The sequence below is a fragment of the Nocardioides turkmenicus genome (assembly GCF_011045035.1).
Lineage (GTDB): Bacteria > Actinomycetota > Actinomycetes > Propionibacteriales > Nocardioidaceae > Nocardioides > Nocardioides turkmenicus.
In genome coordinates this window covers 41,819-58,782 of the sequence record NZ_JAALAA010000027.1, presented here as the reverse complement: position 1 = coordinate 58,782, position 16,964 = coordinate 41,819, and the positions used below count along the sequence as shown (strand labels likewise).

Below are 16,964 nucleotides of genomic sequence, written 5' to 3'. Positions count from 1 at the left end.
GGGCTTGGGATCGGTGGCGAACGAATTTTCGTTCGCGCCGAGAGGACCAGTTGGAATGGCGGGGTGAACGAAAATTCCTTCGGCGGGGCGGGGCGAAGAAATATTCGTTCGGCCGCCGTGGGTGAATGAATTTTCGTTCGCGCGGGGGCATCCATCTCCCGAGGAGCGACTGTCCCGCGGCCCAGACCAACCACGAAGTCTCAGCACCTAAGCGCCGGTAAAGGGAAGCTCGCCGACCTCAGGGCTGATAGCGCGGATCAACGTCCTCCGCGGCGATCCCGAGGAGATCCGCGACCTGCTCGACCACGACCATCAGCACCATCGCCTCGATCTCGGAGCGCGTGTGGCAGCGGTGCTCGATCGGCCGCCGGTAGATCACCAGCCGCGCCGGGTCCGCCCCAGAGCCACGCTCGAGTGCCCCGAGCGGGATGTGGTCGTCCACGGTCCAGTCCTTGGGGATGTCCGGTGACTCCTCGACGGCGTACTCGATGAGGCCGAGGCGGGACTGCCAGCGGCTGTCGATCTGGGTGACGATGGAGAGGGCGATGTCGTCGAAACGCTCCCGGCGGGTGCGCAGGACCGGCACCTTCGGGTCGGTCGGGACGGCCATCGGACCCCGTCTGCCACGGCCGTGCCGATCCCTGTGCCTGGTCATGTACGCGAGCCTAACTGCGTGGCTGGCCTCAGGGGAGTACGGTTCACCCGTGACTGCTCGTCGTTGTTCGCGTACCGCCTGCCAGCGCCAAGCCGTCTGCACGCTCACCTATGTGTACGCCGACCAGACGGCCGTTCTCGGCCCGCTGGCGACCTATGCCGAGCCGCACGCCTACGACCTGTGCGAGGAGCACGCCGAGCGCCTCTCCGCGCCTCGGGGCTGGGAGGTCGTCCGGCTGGCCCGCGAGCCCGTCGACCCGCAGCCGAAGGGTGACGACCTGCTCGCGCTGGCCGATGCCGTCCGTGAGGCCGCCCGGCCGCCGGCTCCGGCCCCGCGAAGCCCCGCTCGTGCCCCCGGTCAGGACGATCTCGAGGAACCCGGATCGGGCGACGGCCAGCCCCGGCCCGGCGGCACCCGCCGCGGCCACCTCCGCGTGTTGACCTCCGAGTAGGACGACTAGAGTTCCGGACATGCCGGAGAGAGTCGACCCCGACGTCGCCAACGCCGTGTTCAAGGCGTACGACGTCCGTGGCACCGTTCCTGACCAGATCGACGAGAACCTCGCCCGACTCACCGGGCGGGCCTTCGTGCACGTCGTCGGCGCCCGTGGCGGCGAGATCGTGGTGGGCCACGACATGCGCCCCAGCTCCCCGGCGCTCTCCGGGGCCTTCGCCGAGGGCGCGACCGAGGCCGGTGCCGACGTCACCATGATCGGTCTGGCCTCGACCGACGAGCTCTACTTCGCCTCCGGCCACCTCGGCCTGCCGGGCGCGATGTTCACCGCCAGCCACAACCCGGCCCAGTACAACGGCATCAAGCTCTGCCGGGCCAACGCGGTCCCGGTCGGCGCCGAGAGCGGGCTCGACGAGATCCGCGACCTGGTCATCTCCGGAGGGGCTCCGGTCACCGAGGTCGCCGGCAGCATCAGCGAGACCGACGTGCTCGAGGCGTACGCCGCTCACCTGCTCTCCCTGGCACCGGTCAAGGGCCGCAGGCTCACGATCGTCGCCGACGCCGGCAACGGCATGGCCGGCCACACCGCACCCGCGGTCTTCGGCCGTCTGGGCGAGGAGGCCGTGGAGCTGATCCCGATGTACTTCGAGCTCGACGGCACCTTCCCCAACCACGAAGCCAACCCGCTCGACTCCTCCACCCTGGTCGACCTGCAGGCGAAGGTCCGGGAGACGGGTGCCGACGCCGGCCTCGCCTTCGACGGCGACGCCGACCGCTGCTTCCTGGTCGACGAGCGCGGGGAGGTGGTGAGCCCGAGCGCGATCACCGCCCTGATCGCGGAGCGCGCCCTCGCCCAGGAGCCGGGGGCGACGATCATCCACAACCTGATCACCTCCCGCGCCGTCCCCGAGATCGTCACCGAGCTCGGCGGCACCCCGGTGCGCACCCGCGTCGGCCACTCCTACATCAAGGCCGTGATGGCCGAGTCCGGTGCCGCCTTCGGTGGCGAGCACAGCGGCCACTTCTACTTCCGCGACTTCTGGCGCGCCGACTCCGGCATGCTCGCCGCGCTGCACGTCCTCGGTGCCCTCGCCGAGACCGACGAGCCGCTGAGCGAGCTGCTGGCCGCGTACGCCCGCTACCCGATGAGCGGCGAGATCAACTCCACCGTGCCCGACCAGGCCGCGACCGTGGCCGAGATCGAGAGGGCGTACGCCGGGCGTGAGGGGGTCACCGTCGACAAGCTCGACGGGCTGACCGTCTCCCACGCCGACTGGTCCTTCAACGTCCGCGCCTCCAACACCGAGCCGCTGCTGCGGCTCAACGCGGAGGGCAAGGACACACCCACCATGGAGCGCGTGCGCGACGAGGCGCTCGCGATCATTCGAAAGGAACGTGACCGATGAGCGCCCTTGGCCTGAGCGAGAAGCTGCTCGAGATCATCGTGTGCCCGCAGTGCCACGGTGACCTGCTGCCCGTCGAGGCGGACAGTGAGCTGGTGTGCCAGGGCGAGTGCGGCCTGGCCTATCCCGTACGCGACGGTATCCCCGTCCTGCTCATCGACGAGGCCCGTCCGACCAAGAGCGAGTGAGGCAGCGATGACCTGGTTCGACGAGTCGAGGCTGGACGACGAGCGGGCGCTGGCCGGGATCGATCTGCGGCTGCGCTCGCTGGCCGAGTCCGGCGCCCGGGTCCGCCGGGAGGCGGCGGGAGCCGCAGAGCCCCTGCAGGAGGCAGTACGCCGCGCCGCGGAGTCCGGCCGACCGCGCGCTGTGGTCGCCGCGGGGCCTGACTCCCGCCTGCTGCGCGCCGTCCTCGAGCCCTATTGCCCAGTGCCGTTCGTCGCCTGGCCCGCGCCAGGCCTGCCGGGCTGGGCAGGCAGTCTCGACCTCGTGGTCGTGCTGGCCCCGACCGGTGCCGACCCTGGCGAGGCGGCGGCCGCCGCCGAGGCCGTCCGCCGTGGCGCCCAGCTGGTCGTCGCCGCACCGGAGAACTCGCTCGTCGCCCAGCACGCCGAGGGCCGCGACAGCACGCTGCTGCCGGTCGAGGGCGGCGACACGCTTGCGATGGCGATCCTGATGCTCACCTACCTCAACTCGGTCGGCCTAGGTCCGGAGGCCGACGCGGGCAAGGTGGCCGACGCCCTCGACGACGTCGCCACGGCCTGCTCGCCGCATCGCGACATCTCGGTCAACCCCGGCAAGATCCTCGCGCTCTCGCTGGCCGACTCGCTCCCTGTCGTGTGGGGTGGCTCCGTCCTGGCCGCTCGTGCTGCCCGCCGGGTCGCCGAGAGCCTGCGCCGCGCCAGTGGCCGCGGCGCCATCGCCGGTGACGCCGACGACCTGCTCCCGGTCCTCGAGGCGGCGCGGCCGCGCAACGTCTTCGACGACCCCTTCGCCGAGGAGCAGGCATCCGTACGTCCGGTGCTGGTGATCCTCGACGACGGTGCGACCGACCCGATCATGGTCGAGCAGCGACGCTCGCTGACCGAGGCCGCGGACGCGCGCGGCGTACGTGTGGAGGTCGTGGAGGCCAACGCGAGCACGGAGGTGGCCCGCTACGCGTCCCTCCTCCTCCAGGGGACCTACGCCGCCGAATATCTTCGTTTGGGTCTGGTTGCTGACGATTGATCCTGTAAGGCGCGCTTTGGTGAACGATGCGCGTGATCTGTGTCACAAGCCGCGGTGAAGGCTCGGTCTCGGAGTGTGGCGATGATGAGCGAAAACCTGGACGCGGGAAGCAGACGGGTGTTTGATGCAACATCGTCCGGCCACCTCTGGCCAGCACGTCTCGGATTCTCGGCGCCGACGTGACGGGCATGCCCCACCATCCCGGAAATACACAGGACTTTCGCATGAATCACATCAAGTTTGTCGTCGCCGGCGCCCTAGCCCTCTTGGGGGTCATGGTCATCGGTGGCTATTTCGCTGACCCGGCCCCGAAGGCGACCGATCAGGAGAGCGCCGCCGCGGGCGGCACCCTGCGGATCGGCGTCGACGGCACCGAGCCGGCCTACTACAAGGTCGACGGCGTGACCAAGGGCTTCGACTACGAGATGGCGCTCGGCGTCGCCGAAGGCATGGGCGCCAAGCCGGAGTTCGTGGTGATGGATTTCAGTGAGCTCTTCACCGCGCTCGAGGCCGGCGAGATCGACATGATCGGCGCCCAGGTGACCGAGACCGCGGAGCGGAAGCAGGACTTCGACTTCACCGCGCCCTACTTCGTCACGTACCTGTCGTTCCTCACCCCTGAGAGCTCGACCATCCAGAAGCGCTCCGACATCGACGGCAAGAACATCGCGGTCGTCGAGGGCACCATCCACGAGCGCTACCTCAACGAGCAGTACGACAACGTCAACGTCATCAAGGCCAAGGACGAGGACTCCGCGGTCAAGGCGATCCAGGACGGCAAGGCGGATGCCTTCTTCTACGATGCCCCCTACACCGCACCGATCCGCGAGCGGTCTCCGATCCCGCTGAAGGAGGCGATCGTCTACCCGGCGGACGACGCCCCCATCGGTTTCGTCATGCAGAAGGGTGACCCGCGCAAGGATCAGGTCGACGACGTGCTCGCGCAGATGATCCTCGACGGGGAGTGGCTCAAGATCAAGAAGGAGTACTTCAAGGAGTACCCGCTCTCGGACGTCTTCAAGGACAAGGGCGTCTGACCCTGACGCCGCTCGCCCCGCTTTGGGGCGCTTCGAGTCCAGTAGCCTACGATGCCCGCTGGCCCGGCTATGGCCAGGGTCACAGCGTCTCGGCGCATCCATCCCCCAAACAGGACGTCGCATGAAATCCCTCAAGTTCATCCTTGCCGGCGCGGTCACCCTCCTGGTGATCCTGATCGTGGTCTCCAACACGGTCGAGACGACCGGTCCGTCCTCCGCCAAGCGCAGCAGTGCCGCTGATGACGGAGCTCTGAAGGTCGGTGTGCTCGACAGCGCGCCGGTCTACTACCACGAAGGTTCCTCGGCGAAGGGCTTCGACTACGAGATGGCCCTCGGTGTCACCCAGTCCCTCGGCATCAAGCCTGAGTTCGTGCCGATGGACTTCGCCGACCTGTTCACCGCGCTCGACGCGGGCGAGATCGACATGATCGCCTCCCAGGTGAGCGTGACCGAGGAGCGCGAGAAGGCCTACGACTTCTCGCACCCCTACTTCGTCACGTACCTGTCCTTCACCACCCCGAAGAACTCACCCATCAAGAAGCTCAAGGACATCAACGGCACCCGGGTCGCCATCGTGGACGGCACCGCTCAGGAGAGCATCCTCAAGGAGCGGTTCCCCAAGGCCGAGATCGTGAAGCGGAAGAACGAGGCGGCCGCGCTCGAGGCCGTCGCCGGTGGCAAGGCGGACTCGTTCTTCTACGACGCGCCGTTCACCGAGGGGCTGATCAAGAACGCCCCGATCCCGATGGAGGAGCGGATCGTCTACCCCTCCGACAAGGCCCCGATCGCCTTCGTCTTCCGCAAGGGCGACGGGCTGAGGGACCAGGCCGACAGCGCGATCGACGAGATGATCGTCGACGGCACCTGGCTCCGCATCAAGACGGACTACTTCCGGGAGTACCCGCTCTCCGAGCTGTTCCGGGAGCAGGGCGTCGAGTAGCAGGACTCACCCGCTAAGGTTCCGGTCATGAGCGCCGGACTCTTCGCACTCCTCGACGACGTAGCCGCCATCGCCAAGCTGGCGGCTGCGTCCGTCGACGACGTCAGCGCCGCCGCCGGCAAGGCGTCGGCCAAGGCCGCGGGTGTCGTCATCGACGACACCGCGGTGACGCCGCAGTACGTCCACGGCATCGCCGCCGAGCGCGAGGTGCCGATCATCAAGAAGATCGCCTTCGGCTCGCTGCGAAACAAGCTGCTGATCATCCTGCCGGTCGCGCTGATCCTGGCGCAGTGGGCGCCGTGGGCGATCACCCCGATCCTCATGGTCGGTGGTGCCTTCCTCGCGTTCGAAGGCGTCGAGAAGGTGCTGGAGTGGGTCCGGCCGCACGAGGAGGCTCACGAGACGCCCGTCGTCCTGGAGGGCCCCGAGGCCGAGAAGACGATGATCGCCGGTGCCGTACGCACCGACCTGATCCTCTCCACCGAGATCATGGTGATCGCGCTCAACGAGGTCATCGACCAGGGCTTCTGGATGCGCCTCGGCGCCCTGGTCGCGGTCGCCTTCCTGATCACGATCGTGGTCTACGGCGTGGTCGCCCTGATCGTGAAGATGGACGACGCCGGGTTGTCGCTCTCGCAGCGCCCCGGTGCCTTCGCCCAGCGGCTCGGCCTGGGCATGGTCTCGGCCATGCCGAAGGTGCTGACCGTGATCTCGATCGTCGGCACGATCGCCATGCTCTGGGTCGGTGGCCACCTGATCCTGGTCGGCCTCCACGACGTCAACGGGCTCGCCGCCGGCCACCCGGGCTGGGCGTGGCCCTACGAGACCGTCCACCACCTCGAGGAGGAGGTCCACCACGCTCTCGGAGCCGTCGGTGCGGCCGCCGGCTGGTTGGTCAACACCTTCTTCTCCGCACTCGTCGGCCTCATCGTGGGCGCGATCGTGGTCGGCGTGCTCCACCTGCTGCCGATCAAGAAAAAGCACTGACGGTCGGCATGCTCCGGGGGCTAGCCTCGGAGCATGCACCCGATCTAACTCTCCGAGCACGGCCCCTCCGAGCGCAGCCGTACGCTGCGTGTGCTCGCCTACCACGCCTCGCGTGACGCGGTCCCGCTCTACGCGGTCTACGCCCTGCTCTTCGCCGAGCACGGGCTCTCCGCAGGGCAGATCTCGTCGCTGTTCGTGATCTGGTCGGTGACGGCCTTCGTCGCCGAGGTGCCCTCCGGGGCCTGGGCCGACACGGTCGACCGGCGCCACCTGCTGGTGGCCTCGGCCCTGATCCACGCCACCGCCTTCGCGGCCTGGACATGGTGGCCGTCCTACGCCGGGTTCGTGCTCGGGTTCGTGCTGTGGGGCGTCTCCGGTGCGTTGATGTCGGGCACCTTCGAGGCGCTGCTCTACGACGACCTGGTGGTGCGCGGCGAGAGCGATCGCTATCCCCGGCTCATCGGCTATGCGCGCTCCTCCGCGCTGGTGCTCACCCTGCTCGCCGAGCTGGCGGCGGTGCCGCTGCTGCACGCCGGCGGCTACCAGCTGGTCGGGGTGGCCTCGGTCGGGATGGCGCTGGTCCAGGGTCTGCTCGCGGCGACGCTGCCGGTGAGCCGGTCGGCCCGCCACGGCGGCCGTGACCCGGACAGCGACCCGGACAGCGACCCGGACGAGGACGCCGTCGGCTACCTGACGATGCTCCGCGCCGGCCTGACCGAGGCCTCCCGCACCCCCTCGGTACGCCGCGCGCTGCTGGTCGCGTCCGTGCTGGTCGGGATGACGGCGTACGACGAGTTCTTCCCGCTGGTCGCCGATGCCCACGGGATGTCGGCGACCACCGTCCCGGTCCTGGTCGCGCTCGCCACGCTCGCCCAGGCCGTGGGCACTGCCCTGGCCGGACGCACGGCGAGGATGTCGCCGCGTACGCTCGCGGCGGTCGTCGGGGGAGGGGCCGCGCTGATCTCCGTGGGGGCGCTCGTGCACCCGTACCCGGGCTTCCTCGGCATCGCGCTCGGCTACGGGCTGCTCAACAACGCGATGATCGTGGCCGAGACCCGGCTCCAGGACAGCATCGAGGGGCCCGCCCGGGCGACCGTCACCAGCGTGCTCGGGGTGGGGGAGGAGACGGTCGCCCTGGTCACGTACGCCTTCGTCGGTCTCGGCTCCGGGGTCATCGGGGTGCCGATAGCGGTCGCGCTGGTCGGGCTGCCGCTCATCGCCGGTGCGGTGGCGAGTCACCTGATGCTGGTTCATAGATGTTGGTCTGGCGTTTGCCGTCCAGGATTACCGCGGACGCCGAGGGCCGCTTGTAGTCTGGGAAGACCCTGCGTGGGAGATCCCGCTGATGCGCAGATGCGCGACGCAGGCCCGCATGACATTCGGTAAGGAATAACCATGGACTACAAGGTTGCCGACCTGAGCCTGGCCGAGTACGGCCGCAAGGAGCTCACCCTCGCCGAGCACGAGATGCCGGGCCTGATGGCCATGCGCGAGCGCTACGGCAAGGACCAGCCGCTCAAGGGCGCCCGCATCGCCGGCTCGCTGCACATGACCATCCAGACCGGCGTGCTGATCGAGACGCTGACCGCCCTCGGCGCCGACGTGCGCTGGGCCACCTGCAACATCTTCTCCACCCAGGACCACGCCGCCGCGGCCGTCGTCGTCGGCAAGGGCACCCCGGAGGACCCGCAGGGCACCCCGGTCTTCGCCTGGAAGGGCGAGACCCTGGCGGAGTACTGGGACGAGGCCGAGAAGGTCTTCGACTTCACCGACGAGGCCGGCAACCGGATCGGCCCCAACATGCTCCTCGACGACGGCGGCGACATCACGCTGCTCGTCCACAAGGGCGTCGAGTTCGAGAAGGCCGGCGAGGTGCCGGGCCAGGACTCCACCGACAACGAGGAGTTCAAGGAGGTCCTGCGGGTCCTCGACCGGTCGCTCAAGGCCGACCCGCAGAAGTGGACCAACATCGCCAACGGCATCAAGGGCGTCACCGAGGAGACCACCACCGGTGTCCTGCGCCTCTACGACCGGTTCAAGGAGGGCTCGCTCCTCTTCCCGGCGATCAACGTCAACGACTCGGTCACCAAGTCCAAGTTCGACAACAAGTACGGCTGCCGCCACTCGCTCATCGACGGCATCAACCGCGCCACCGACGTGATGATCGGCGGCAAGGTCGCGGTCGTGTGCGGCTACGGCGACGTCGGCAAGGGCTCCGCCGAGTCGCTGCGCGGCCAGGGCGCCCGCGTCATCGTCACCGAGATCGACCCGATCTGCGCGCTGCAGGCGGCCATGGACGGCTACGAGGTCCGCCGCCTGGAGTCGGTCGTCGAGACCGCCGACATCTTCATCACCACGACCGGAAACTTCGACATCATCCGGGTCGAGCACTTCGAGAAGATGAAGAACCAGGCCATCGTCGGCAACATCGGCCACTTCGACAACGAGATCGACATGGCCGGCCTCGCGAAGATCCCGGGCATCGTCAAGGACGAGATCAAGCCGCAGGTCCACCAGTGGATCTTCCCCGACGGCAAGAAGATCATCGTGCTCTCCGAGGGCCGCCTGCTCAACCTGGGCAACGCCACCGGTCACCCGAGCTTCGTGATGTCGAACTCCTTCACCAACCAGACGCTGGCCCAGATCGAGCTCTTCACCAAGACCGACGAGTACCCGATCGGCGTCTACGTCCTGCCCAAGGCGCTCGACGAGGAGGTCGCCCGCCTCCACCTCGACGCCCTCGGCGTCGAGCTCACCGAGCTCAACCAGGCGCAGGCCGACTACCTCGGCGTCCCGATCGAGGGCCCCTACAAGTCGGACCACTACCGCTACTGATCACGCTCTGAGTCGGCGCGCTCGTCCCACGATCTCGGGACGGACGCGCCGACGCGGCGTTTTCGGGTGGCTCATGTGACGCGTCACACGCACCGGGTGACAGAATCGGACACATGGCCGATCGCAGCGCTCCCGACCAGCCCGCCAAGGGAAAGGTCCTCGTCGTCGATGATGATGCCTCGCTGAGCGAGATGCTGGCGATCGTGCTGAGGCAGGAGGGCTTCGACTCGCAGCTGGTCGCCCGTGGTGACCTGGCGCTGTCCGCCTTCCACGACTACAAGCCCGACGTGGTCCTGCTCGACCTGATGCTCCCCGGGATCGACGGCATCGAGGTCTGCAAGCAGATCCGCAAGGAGTCGGGCGTGCCGATCGTCATGCTCACCGCGAAGGGCGACACGGTGGACGTCGTCGTCGGGCTCGAGTCGGGCGCCGACGACTACGTGGTGAAGCCGTTCAAGCCCAAGGAGCTGATCGCCCGGATCCGGGCCCGGGTACGCCGGCACGGCGAGTCCCTGCCCGAGGTCCTGGAGATCGGCGACCTCACCATCGACGTCGCCGGCCACCAGGTGACCCGTGACGGCGAGCAGATCCAGCTCACCCCGCTGGAGTTCGACCTGCTCGAGTGCCTGGCCCGCAAGCCCCACCAGGTCTTCTCCCGCGAGGTGCTCCTGGAGCAGGTGTGGGGCTACCGCCACGCCGCCGACACCCGGCTCGTCAACGTGCACGTCCAGCGGCTGCGCTCCAAGGTCGAGCACGACCCGGAGAACCCCGAGATCGTCGTCACCGTCCGTGGTGTCGGCTACAAGGCAGGGCCCGTGTGACACTCCAGCAGGTCGTCCGTGCAGCCGCCCGGACGCCCAAGAAGCTTCTGACCACCTGGCGCCGGTCGATCCAGACCCGCGTCGTGGTCTACACCGTGCTGCTCACCGCGGCCGCCGTCAGCCTGGTCGGGATGATCCTGCTCGACCAGATCGGCGACGAGCTGGTCCAGGACCGGGTCGCGGCGGCGAAGGCGGAGGCCTCCGAGGAGCTCTCCGCGGCCCGCTCCAGCATCGCGGAGACCTCGGGTGCCAACGGCGGCACCCCGCTGCAGCGCAACGACCTGGGTGACCCGATCATCCAGCGCAGCCTCTCGCGCAGCTACGGCGTCGTCATGGCCGGCCCGGTGACGTCGACCTCGGGCCGGATCAGCGACGACGGCGTCGAGTGGACGCCGGGTGTCGACGTACGCAGCGTCCCGCGGGCGCTGGAGGACCGGTTCCAGGCGATACGTGCCGATCCGGCATGGACCTACACCCGGATCTCCTACGACGACGAGCGCTCCTCGACGCCGGGCATCGTGGTCGGCTCCCAGCTGGAGCTGCACGACGACACCTACAACGTCTACTTCCTCTTCCCGATGGACCAGGAGCAGGAGACGCTCGGCATCATCACCCGCGGCCTGCTGGCCGCGGGAGCGATCCTGATCCTGCTGATCGGCGTCGGCAGCTGGATCGTGACCCGCCACGTCGTCACGCCCATCCGGTTCGCCCGCCGGACCGCCGAACGGCTCGCCGCGGGCCGCCTCGAGGAGCGGATGGTCGTGCACGGCGAGGACGACCTCACCGGCCTGGCGATCTCGTTCAACCAGATGGCCAGCGGCCTGCAGAACCAGATCCGGCAGCTCGAGCACCTCTCCCGCGTCCAGCGACGGTTCAGCTCCGACGTCTCCCACGAGCTGCGTACGCCGCTCACCACCGTCCGCATGGCCAGCGACGTGCTCTACGAGGCCAGGGACAGGTTCGACGCGCCGACGGCCCGGGCGGCCGAGCTGCTGCAGACCGAGCTGGACCGGTTCGAGACGCTCCTGAGCGACCTGCTCGAGATCAGCCGCTTCGACGCCGGAGCCGCGGTGCTCGACCTCTACGACACCGACCTGACCGCGCTGGCCCAGGCCGTCGTCGAGGCGTACGAGCCGCTGGCCGCCAAGCGTGACATCGAGCTGAAGGTGGTCGCCCCGGACCACCCGTGCACCGCGCAGGTCGACCACCGCCGGGTCGAGCGGATCCTGCGCAACCTGGTGGCCAACGCGACCGACCACGCGCTCGTCGGACAGACGGTCACGATCCGGGTCGACAGCGACGAGCACGCGGCGGCGGTGACCGTGCGCGACCACGGTGTCGGGCTGGCCCCGGGGGAGACGGCGCTGGTCTTCAACCGTTTCTGGCGCGCCGATCCCGCCCGTGACCGCTCCAGCGGTGGCACCGGCCTGGGCCTGTCGATCTCGCTCGAAGACGCCCACCTCCACGGCGGCTGGCTGCAGGCGTGGGGCCGGCCCGACCAGGGGGCGCAGTTCCGGCTCACGCTCCCGCGCTACGCCGGGGCGGTGCTGCGCCACAGTCCGCTCCCGCTGGTCCCGGCAGACGCCCGCGACACCCTGGAGGCATCGTGAGGTCCTTCTTCGCCGCCCTCCTGACCGTGATCGCGCTTCTCGCCTCGGCGTGCTCGAGCGTGCCCGACTCCGGCCCCGTCCGGCGCGTCGACCTGGACGCACCGGACGCGCAGGAGGAGCTCATCCCCTACAACCCCGGTGCCCCACGCGCCGGCGCCTCCCCCGGCGAGATCGTCGACGGCTTCCTCGACGCCATGAAGGCCACGCCGATGAGCACGGCCTACGCCCGCCGCTACCTCACCAAGGACGCGGCGATGAACTGGGCGCCCGCCGGCCGCACCCTGGTCTACGGCGAGCTCGGCAGCCACGTCGGTTCCTCGCCCCGGGTCTCGGTGGAGCTGGAGGACGCCGGCTGGCTCGACGAGCGCGGCGTGTGGCGCGGTGGGCTGGCCGCCTCGCAGGCGATCCTCGACTTCGAGCTGACCCGGACCGAGGGCGAGTGGCGGATCAGCTCGGCACCGAACGCGCTCGTGGTCGAGGAGGACTGGTTCCTGACCCACTTCGCGCGCAGCAACCTCTACTACGTCGAGCCGACCGGCCGCACTCTGGTGCCGGAGCCCATCTTCGCCCCCAAGGGCACCTCGTACGCCACCACCCTCGTCTCCAGCCTGCTGAGCGGTCCGGGGGAGGAGGAACTGGGCGTGATCCGCAGCGCGCTCCCCGCCGCCGCGGACGAGCCCCGCTCGGTGGACGTACGCGACGGGGTGGCCGAGGTCGACCTGGCCGGTGACCTGGGCGATCACAGCTCGGAGGACCTCCAGCTCATGGGGGCCCAGCTGGCCTGGACGCTACGGCAGGACGCCAGCGTGGAACGTATCCGGCTGACGATCGACGGCGAGCCGGTGGTGCTGCCGGGCTACGGGGAGACGTTCAACGTCGACAGCGGCGGGGGCTACGACCCCAACGGCACGTCGGCCAGGGTCGACCTCTACGCGTTGCGTGACGGTGCGCTGGTGACCAGCGCCGGCGAGAACGGCGACCCGTGGGTGCCGGTGCTCGGCGGCTGGGCGGACTCTCACGGCGTGACCGACGTCGTGGTCGACGCCTCGGGCTCGAGCGCCGCCGCGATCACCTCCGACCGCACCGGCGTCCTCGTCGGAGAGCTGGCCAGCGACGGAGAGGTCACCGAGGCGCCGGTGAGAGGCACCCGGCTGCTCAGGCCCTCGTGGGACCTCGCCGGCCGACTGTGGCTGGTCGACAAGGACTCGACCGGCGCGCGGGTGATGTACGTCGACGGTGACCGCCGGGTGCGCGTCGCGATCCCGGGGGTGACCGGCGAGAACGTGACCCGGTTCCTGGTGTCGCGCGACGGCACCCGGTTCGTCGCGGTGATCGACGGGGAGTCCTCGGACCGGATCGTCGTCAGCCGGCTCCAGGCCAGCGCGAAGGGCCAGATCACGTCCGGAACGTCGGCTCTCCTGCTGCCGCACCCGGACTCCGCGACCATGCGAGTCACCGACGTCGCCTGGACCTCGCCGACCACGATCGTCGCGGTCCAGCAGATCGGCTCGACGGCGCTGTTCCAGTCGGTCTCCCTCGACGGGGCGCCCAGCGGCGAGCGCTACACCCTCAGCGACCGGGTCACCGGCGTCGTCGGCTCCCCGGTGGCGTCGGCCCGGCTCTACGCCATCTCCGGCACCACCCTGCTGGACCCGCTCGACCGGTTCGACCTCGGGATGCCGTCCAACATCTCCGACGTCACCTACCAGGGCTGACTCTCCACAGCTTCATCCACAGGCGAGCGGACCGTGGTTGCCTGGTCGCGCCCACCCTGGTCGACTCGGCCCATGAGTCTTCGAGCCACTGTGCCTGATCGCCTCGGGCTCCGCTTCGCCCTCGCCGACGCCTGGCACGACCTGGTCGTCGGCGGCCGGTGCATCGGCTGCGACCGGCCGGGCCGCCTGCTCTGCCCCGACTGCCGTTCCGGCCTCCCGGACCGCGCCCGGCCGACCCCACCGTCCCCGGCGCCGCCGGGCATCGTCCCGGTCTTCGCGGCAGGACCCTACGAAGGCACCCTCAAGCAGCTCGTCATCGGCCTCAAGGAGCGCCAGCTCCTCGGCCTCCGCGGGCCGCTGGCCGGGCTGCTCGCGCTGTCCGTCCTCGAAGCCCTCGCCTCCGTCACGCAGACCGCCGCCGGCCCCATGGTCCTCGTCCCGGTCCCGTCGCGGCCGTCCTCCGTGCGCGAGCGTGGCCTGGACAGCACGACGGCGATCACGAGCAGAGCTGCCGCGATGCTGAGGCAGCACGGGCTCGACGTACGTCACCACCGGCTGCTGCGCACCCGACCCGGCGTCGCGGACCAGGCCGGCCTCGACTCGCGACAGCGGCAGGCCAACCTGGACGGCTCGATCACCTGCCCGGCGTCCGGCATCCGGACACTCGCCAGGACGGTCCCGCGGGCGACGTTCGTCGTCTGCGACGACGTCATCACCACCGGTGCCACGGCGCGCGAGGCCCAGCGCGCGCTGGAATCGGTCGGTCTCGGGGTGAGAGCGATCGCGACCGTGGCGGCCACCCAGCGTCGGTCTCGCGTTCAAATGTAGGAAACCACCATGTAATTCTGTTGAAGGGCTTTCATGGCGAACATCGGCGAACTACCGTCACTACATGGAGTCCGCCTGGGTCCGTGGTTGCGTCGCAGAGAGGTCCGCATTGCGGGCATCCGAGCGGCAAGCCGATGCCAGTCGCAGGCGAAACGGTCCACGTAACCCTTCGTTCCCAGATTCTGGGGCAAGGGGATCACGGTGCGGCTTAGAGATAAGTCCTGCCCTTGCCCTCCCGTCAGATACGGGAACCAGCAGGGAGAAGGTGGAGTGGCACCAAGCTGCTAAGCCTCTGCAGGCGGTTGTGGGGTCGAAGACCAGGTCGGCCAGGCGGACTCCGTACCCCGGAGGTCACATGCGCTGATCATCCGGGATCCCGCCAACCCCGAAACACCGGGAGGTACCCATGGAAGTTGTCGTCACGGCCCGCAACGCCGAGGTCTCAGACCGCTATCGCGCTCACGTAGCAGAGAAGCTCGCGAAGCTCGAGAAGCATGACCACCGCATCATCAGAATCAACGTGGAGGTCGACAACGAGCCCAACCCGCGCCAGCACAAGGGCGCCGTGCACGTCGAGCTCACTGCCTACTCGAAGGGTCCGGTCATCCGGGCCGAGGCGTGTGCCGAGGACAAGATGGGGGCGCTGGACCTGGCCGTCGACAAGATGGCATCCCAGATGCGCCGCGCCGCCGACCGCCGCAGGGTCCACCGCGGCCGTCGCACGCCGGTTTCCGTAGGACAGGCCCTGGCGGGCATCGAGCCCGACGGCCTGGCCACGACGTCCGAGACCGACACGTTCGAGGAGGACGAGATCCGTGAGCACCAGGTCGGTCCGATCACGGTGACGGGGGAGGGGCCGTTGGTGGTCCGGGAGAAGACGCACACCGCGGAGCCGATGACGCTCGACCAGGCCCTCTACGAGATGGAGCTGGTCGGACACGACTTCTACCTCTACATCGACAAGGACTCGATGAGGCCGTCGGTCGTCTACCGCCGGAGGGGATACGACTACGGGGTGATCGCGCTCAACCGCGCAGACCTCGTCTGACGGTCGCCCTGATGCACGTCGGCCGGAACTTTTCCATCCCTCAGATGGAGGAGTTCCGGCCATTCCCTTACTAGTCCGGGGATACGTGCCATGATGCATTCGTGTCATCTACATCTGGTGCCGATCGTGAGCCGGTCCGCGTCTTGGTTGTCGACGACCAGGAACTCTTCCGAAGGGGCCTGGTCGCGCTGCTGGCGAGCGAGCCCGGCATCGAGGTCATCGGTGAGGCGACCAACGGCATCGAGGGCACCGAGCGCGCCGCGGCCTCCGCACCGGACGTCGTGCTGCTGGACGTACGCATGCCCAAGCAGACCGGCCTGGAGGCCTGCTCCGCGATCAAGGAGGCCGTTCCCTCGGCCAAGATCATCATGCTGACCGTCTCTGACGAGGAGGCCGATCTGTACGACGCGATCAAGGCCGGCGCGATGGGCTACCTCCTCAAGGACTCCTCGATCGACCAGGTCGCCCAGGCGATCCGGGTCGTCGCCGACGGCCAGTCCCTGATCAGCCCCTCCATGGCGGCCAAGCTGATGGAGGAGTTCAAGCAGATGGCCCGCCCGGACCGCTCCCCGGTCCCCGGCCCCAAGCTCACCGACCGCGAGCTCGAGGTCCTCGGTCTGGTCGCCAAGGGCCTCAACAACCGCGAGATCGCGAAGCGGCTGTTCATCTCGGAGAACACCGTCAAGAACCACGTACGCAACATCCTGGAGAAGCTCCAGGCCCACTCGCGCATGGAGGCGGTCATGTACGCCGTGCGCCAGAAGCTCCTCAACGTCGACTAGATCGGCTCGGCTAGGCTGACGCCAGCGTCGCGTGCCGGTGGCAGACCGTGTCAGGCATGGAGGCGCCGGACACGAAGGAGCACGACTGATGTTGTCGTCCCCTTCGCCCTCACGTGACTGAGGGCGAGAAGACCAGGCTGATCGCCTGGGCAGATGAGATGCGGCGGGTCCACGACCGGCTGCGCACGGCACTGCGGGTGACGCAGGAGGCCATCGCCGCGGGAGATCCCGCCGAGCCCGCGACTCGTGACCTGCTGCTGTTCTGTCATGGGTTCTGTGCGGCCTTGACCGGCCACCACGAAGGTGAGGACCGGGAGCTCTTCCCGGCGATCGCACGGGCCCGGCCCGACCTGCGCGAGACGATCCGCCATCTCGAGCAGGACCACTCCATGGTCGGCCACCTCCTCGGTGGCCTGCAGGCCGCCGTCGAGAAGGCCGGTACACCCGAGGAGCTCGGCAAGCACCTCGAAGGCATCGCCGCGATCATGGAGTCCCACTTCCGCTTCGAGGAGCGCAAGCTGCTGAGCGTGCTCGAGTCCCTCGAGCTGGACGCGGACGTGGGTGAGGTCTTCGGGCCGTTGTGACTCGCGATCGGGCGATGGAGCCGGTTCCGGACGGGAGTT

17 protein-coding genes are annotated in these 16,964 nt (G+C 69.1%); 16 read left to right on the top strand and 1 reads right to left on the bottom strand.

The genetic code is table 11. From position 1 onward, the window contains the following. Positions 1-238 precede the first annotated feature (238 nt). Positions 239-610 carry a metallopeptidase family protein gene (locus G5C66_RS23270; protein WP_241248783.1) on the bottom strand — a complete coding sequence of 124 codons (372 nt, stop codon included), beginning with the start codon at positions 608-610 and terminating at the stop codon, positions 239-241. Between the two features lie 94 nt (positions 611-704). On the opposite strand from G5C66_RS23270, the gene G5C66_RS23265 reads away from it, so the two are divergent. From G5C66_RS23265 to G5C66_RS23190, 16 genes are all read left to right on the top strand, one after another. Then, a complete protein-coding gene (locus G5C66_RS23265; RefSeq protein WP_478354329.1) occupies positions 705-1,106 on the top strand; it encodes a DUF3499 domain-containing protein in 402 nt (133 codons plus the stop codon). 19 nt (positions 1,107-1,125) lie between these two features. Beyond that, positions 1,126-2,514, top strand: a complete 1,389-nt coding sequence (locus tag G5C66_RS23260; protein ID WP_165113603.1) for a phosphomannomutase/phosphoglucomutase — start codon at positions 1,126-1,128, stop codon at positions 2,512-2,514. Next, positions 2,511-2,699 carry a Trm112 family protein gene (locus G5C66_RS23255; protein WP_141795265.1) on the top strand — a complete coding sequence of 63 codons (189 nt, stop codon included), beginning with the start codon at positions 2,511-2,513 and terminating at the stop codon, positions 2,697-2,699. The genes G5C66_RS23260 and G5C66_RS23255 overlap by 4 nt, the downstream gene beginning before the upstream one ends. Before the next feature lie 7 nt (positions 2,700-2,706). Beyond that, complete coding sequence (locus G5C66_RS23250) at positions 2,707-3,738, top strand: SIS domain-containing protein (RefSeq protein ID WP_165113601.1); 1,032 nt, start codon at positions 2,707-2,709, stop codon at positions 3,736-3,738. A 224-nt stretch (positions 3,739-3,962) separates the two neighbouring features. Beyond that, complete coding sequence (locus G5C66_RS23245; protein ID WP_165113599.1) at positions 3,963-4,775, top strand: substrate-binding periplasmic protein; 813 nt, start codon at positions 3,963-3,965, stop codon at positions 4,773-4,775. A gap of 121 nt (positions 4,776-4,896) precedes the next feature. After that, entirely contained in the window at positions 4,897-5,715 is an 819-nt protein-coding gene (locus G5C66_RS23240) for a substrate-binding periplasmic protein (RefSeq protein ID WP_165113597.1), read from the top strand. A 27-nt stretch (positions 5,716-5,742) separates the two neighbouring features. Next, positions 5,743-6,702, top strand: coding sequence for a DUF808 domain-containing protein (locus tag G5C66_RS23235; protein ID WP_165113595.1), 960 nt, complete (start codon positions 5,743-5,745; stop codon positions 6,700-6,702). Positions 6,703-6,792: 90 nt separating this feature from the next. Beyond that, a complete protein-coding gene (locus G5C66_RS23230; protein WP_165113593.1) occupies positions 6,793-8,088 on the top strand; it encodes an MFS transporter in 1,296 nt (431 codons plus the stop codon). A 9-nt stretch (positions 8,089-8,097) separates the two neighbouring features. After that, on the top strand, positions 8,098-9,537 hold the full coding sequence (gene ahcY, locus G5C66_RS23225) for an adenosylhomocysteinase (RefSeq protein WP_165113591.1): 1,440 nt from the start codon (positions 8,098-8,100) through the stop codon (positions 9,535-9,537). A 113-nt stretch (positions 9,538-9,650) separates the two neighbouring features. Next, on the top strand, positions 9,651-10,358 hold the full coding sequence (mtrA, locus tag G5C66_RS23220) for an MtrAB system response regulator MtrA (protein ID WP_165113589.1): 708 nt from the start codon (positions 9,651-9,653) through the stop codon (positions 10,356-10,358). Then, positions 10,355-11,968, top strand: a complete 1,614-nt coding sequence (gene mtrB / locus G5C66_RS23215; RefSeq protein WP_165113587.1) for an MtrAB system histidine kinase MtrB — start codon at positions 10,355-10,357, stop codon at positions 11,966-11,968. Before mtrA ends, mtrB begins: the two co-directional genes overlap by 4 nt. Next, complete coding sequence (locus G5C66_RS23210; RefSeq protein WP_165113585.1) at positions 11,965-13,683, top strand: LpqB family beta-propeller domain-containing protein; 1,719 nt, start codon at positions 11,965-11,967, stop codon at positions 13,681-13,683. The genes mtrB and G5C66_RS23210 overlap by 4 nt, the downstream gene beginning before the upstream one ends. A 72-nt stretch (positions 13,684-13,755) precedes the next feature. Then, positions 13,756-14,511 carry a ComF family protein gene (locus G5C66_RS23205; RefSeq protein WP_206444475.1) on the top strand — a complete coding sequence of 252 codons (756 nt, stop codon included), beginning with the start codon at positions 13,756-13,758 and terminating at the stop codon, positions 14,509-14,511. A gap of 406 nt (positions 14,512-14,917) precedes the next feature. Then, on the top strand, positions 14,918-15,559 hold the full coding sequence (hpf, locus tag G5C66_RS23200) for a ribosome hibernation-promoting factor, HPF/YfiA family (RefSeq protein WP_165113583.1): 642 nt from the start codon (positions 14,918-14,920) through the stop codon (positions 15,557-15,559). A 101-nt stretch (positions 15,560-15,660) separates the two neighbouring features. Beyond that, on the top strand, positions 15,661-16,341 hold the full coding sequence (locus tag G5C66_RS23195) for a response regulator (protein WP_040757484.1): 681 nt from the start codon (positions 15,661-15,663) through the stop codon (positions 16,339-16,341). Between the two features lie 113 nt (positions 16,342-16,454). Then, positions 16,455-16,925, top strand: coding sequence for a hemerythrin domain-containing protein (locus G5C66_RS23190; protein WP_165113581.1), 471 nt, complete (start codon positions 16,455-16,457; stop codon positions 16,923-16,925). Positions 16,926-16,964 lie beyond the last annotated feature (39 nt).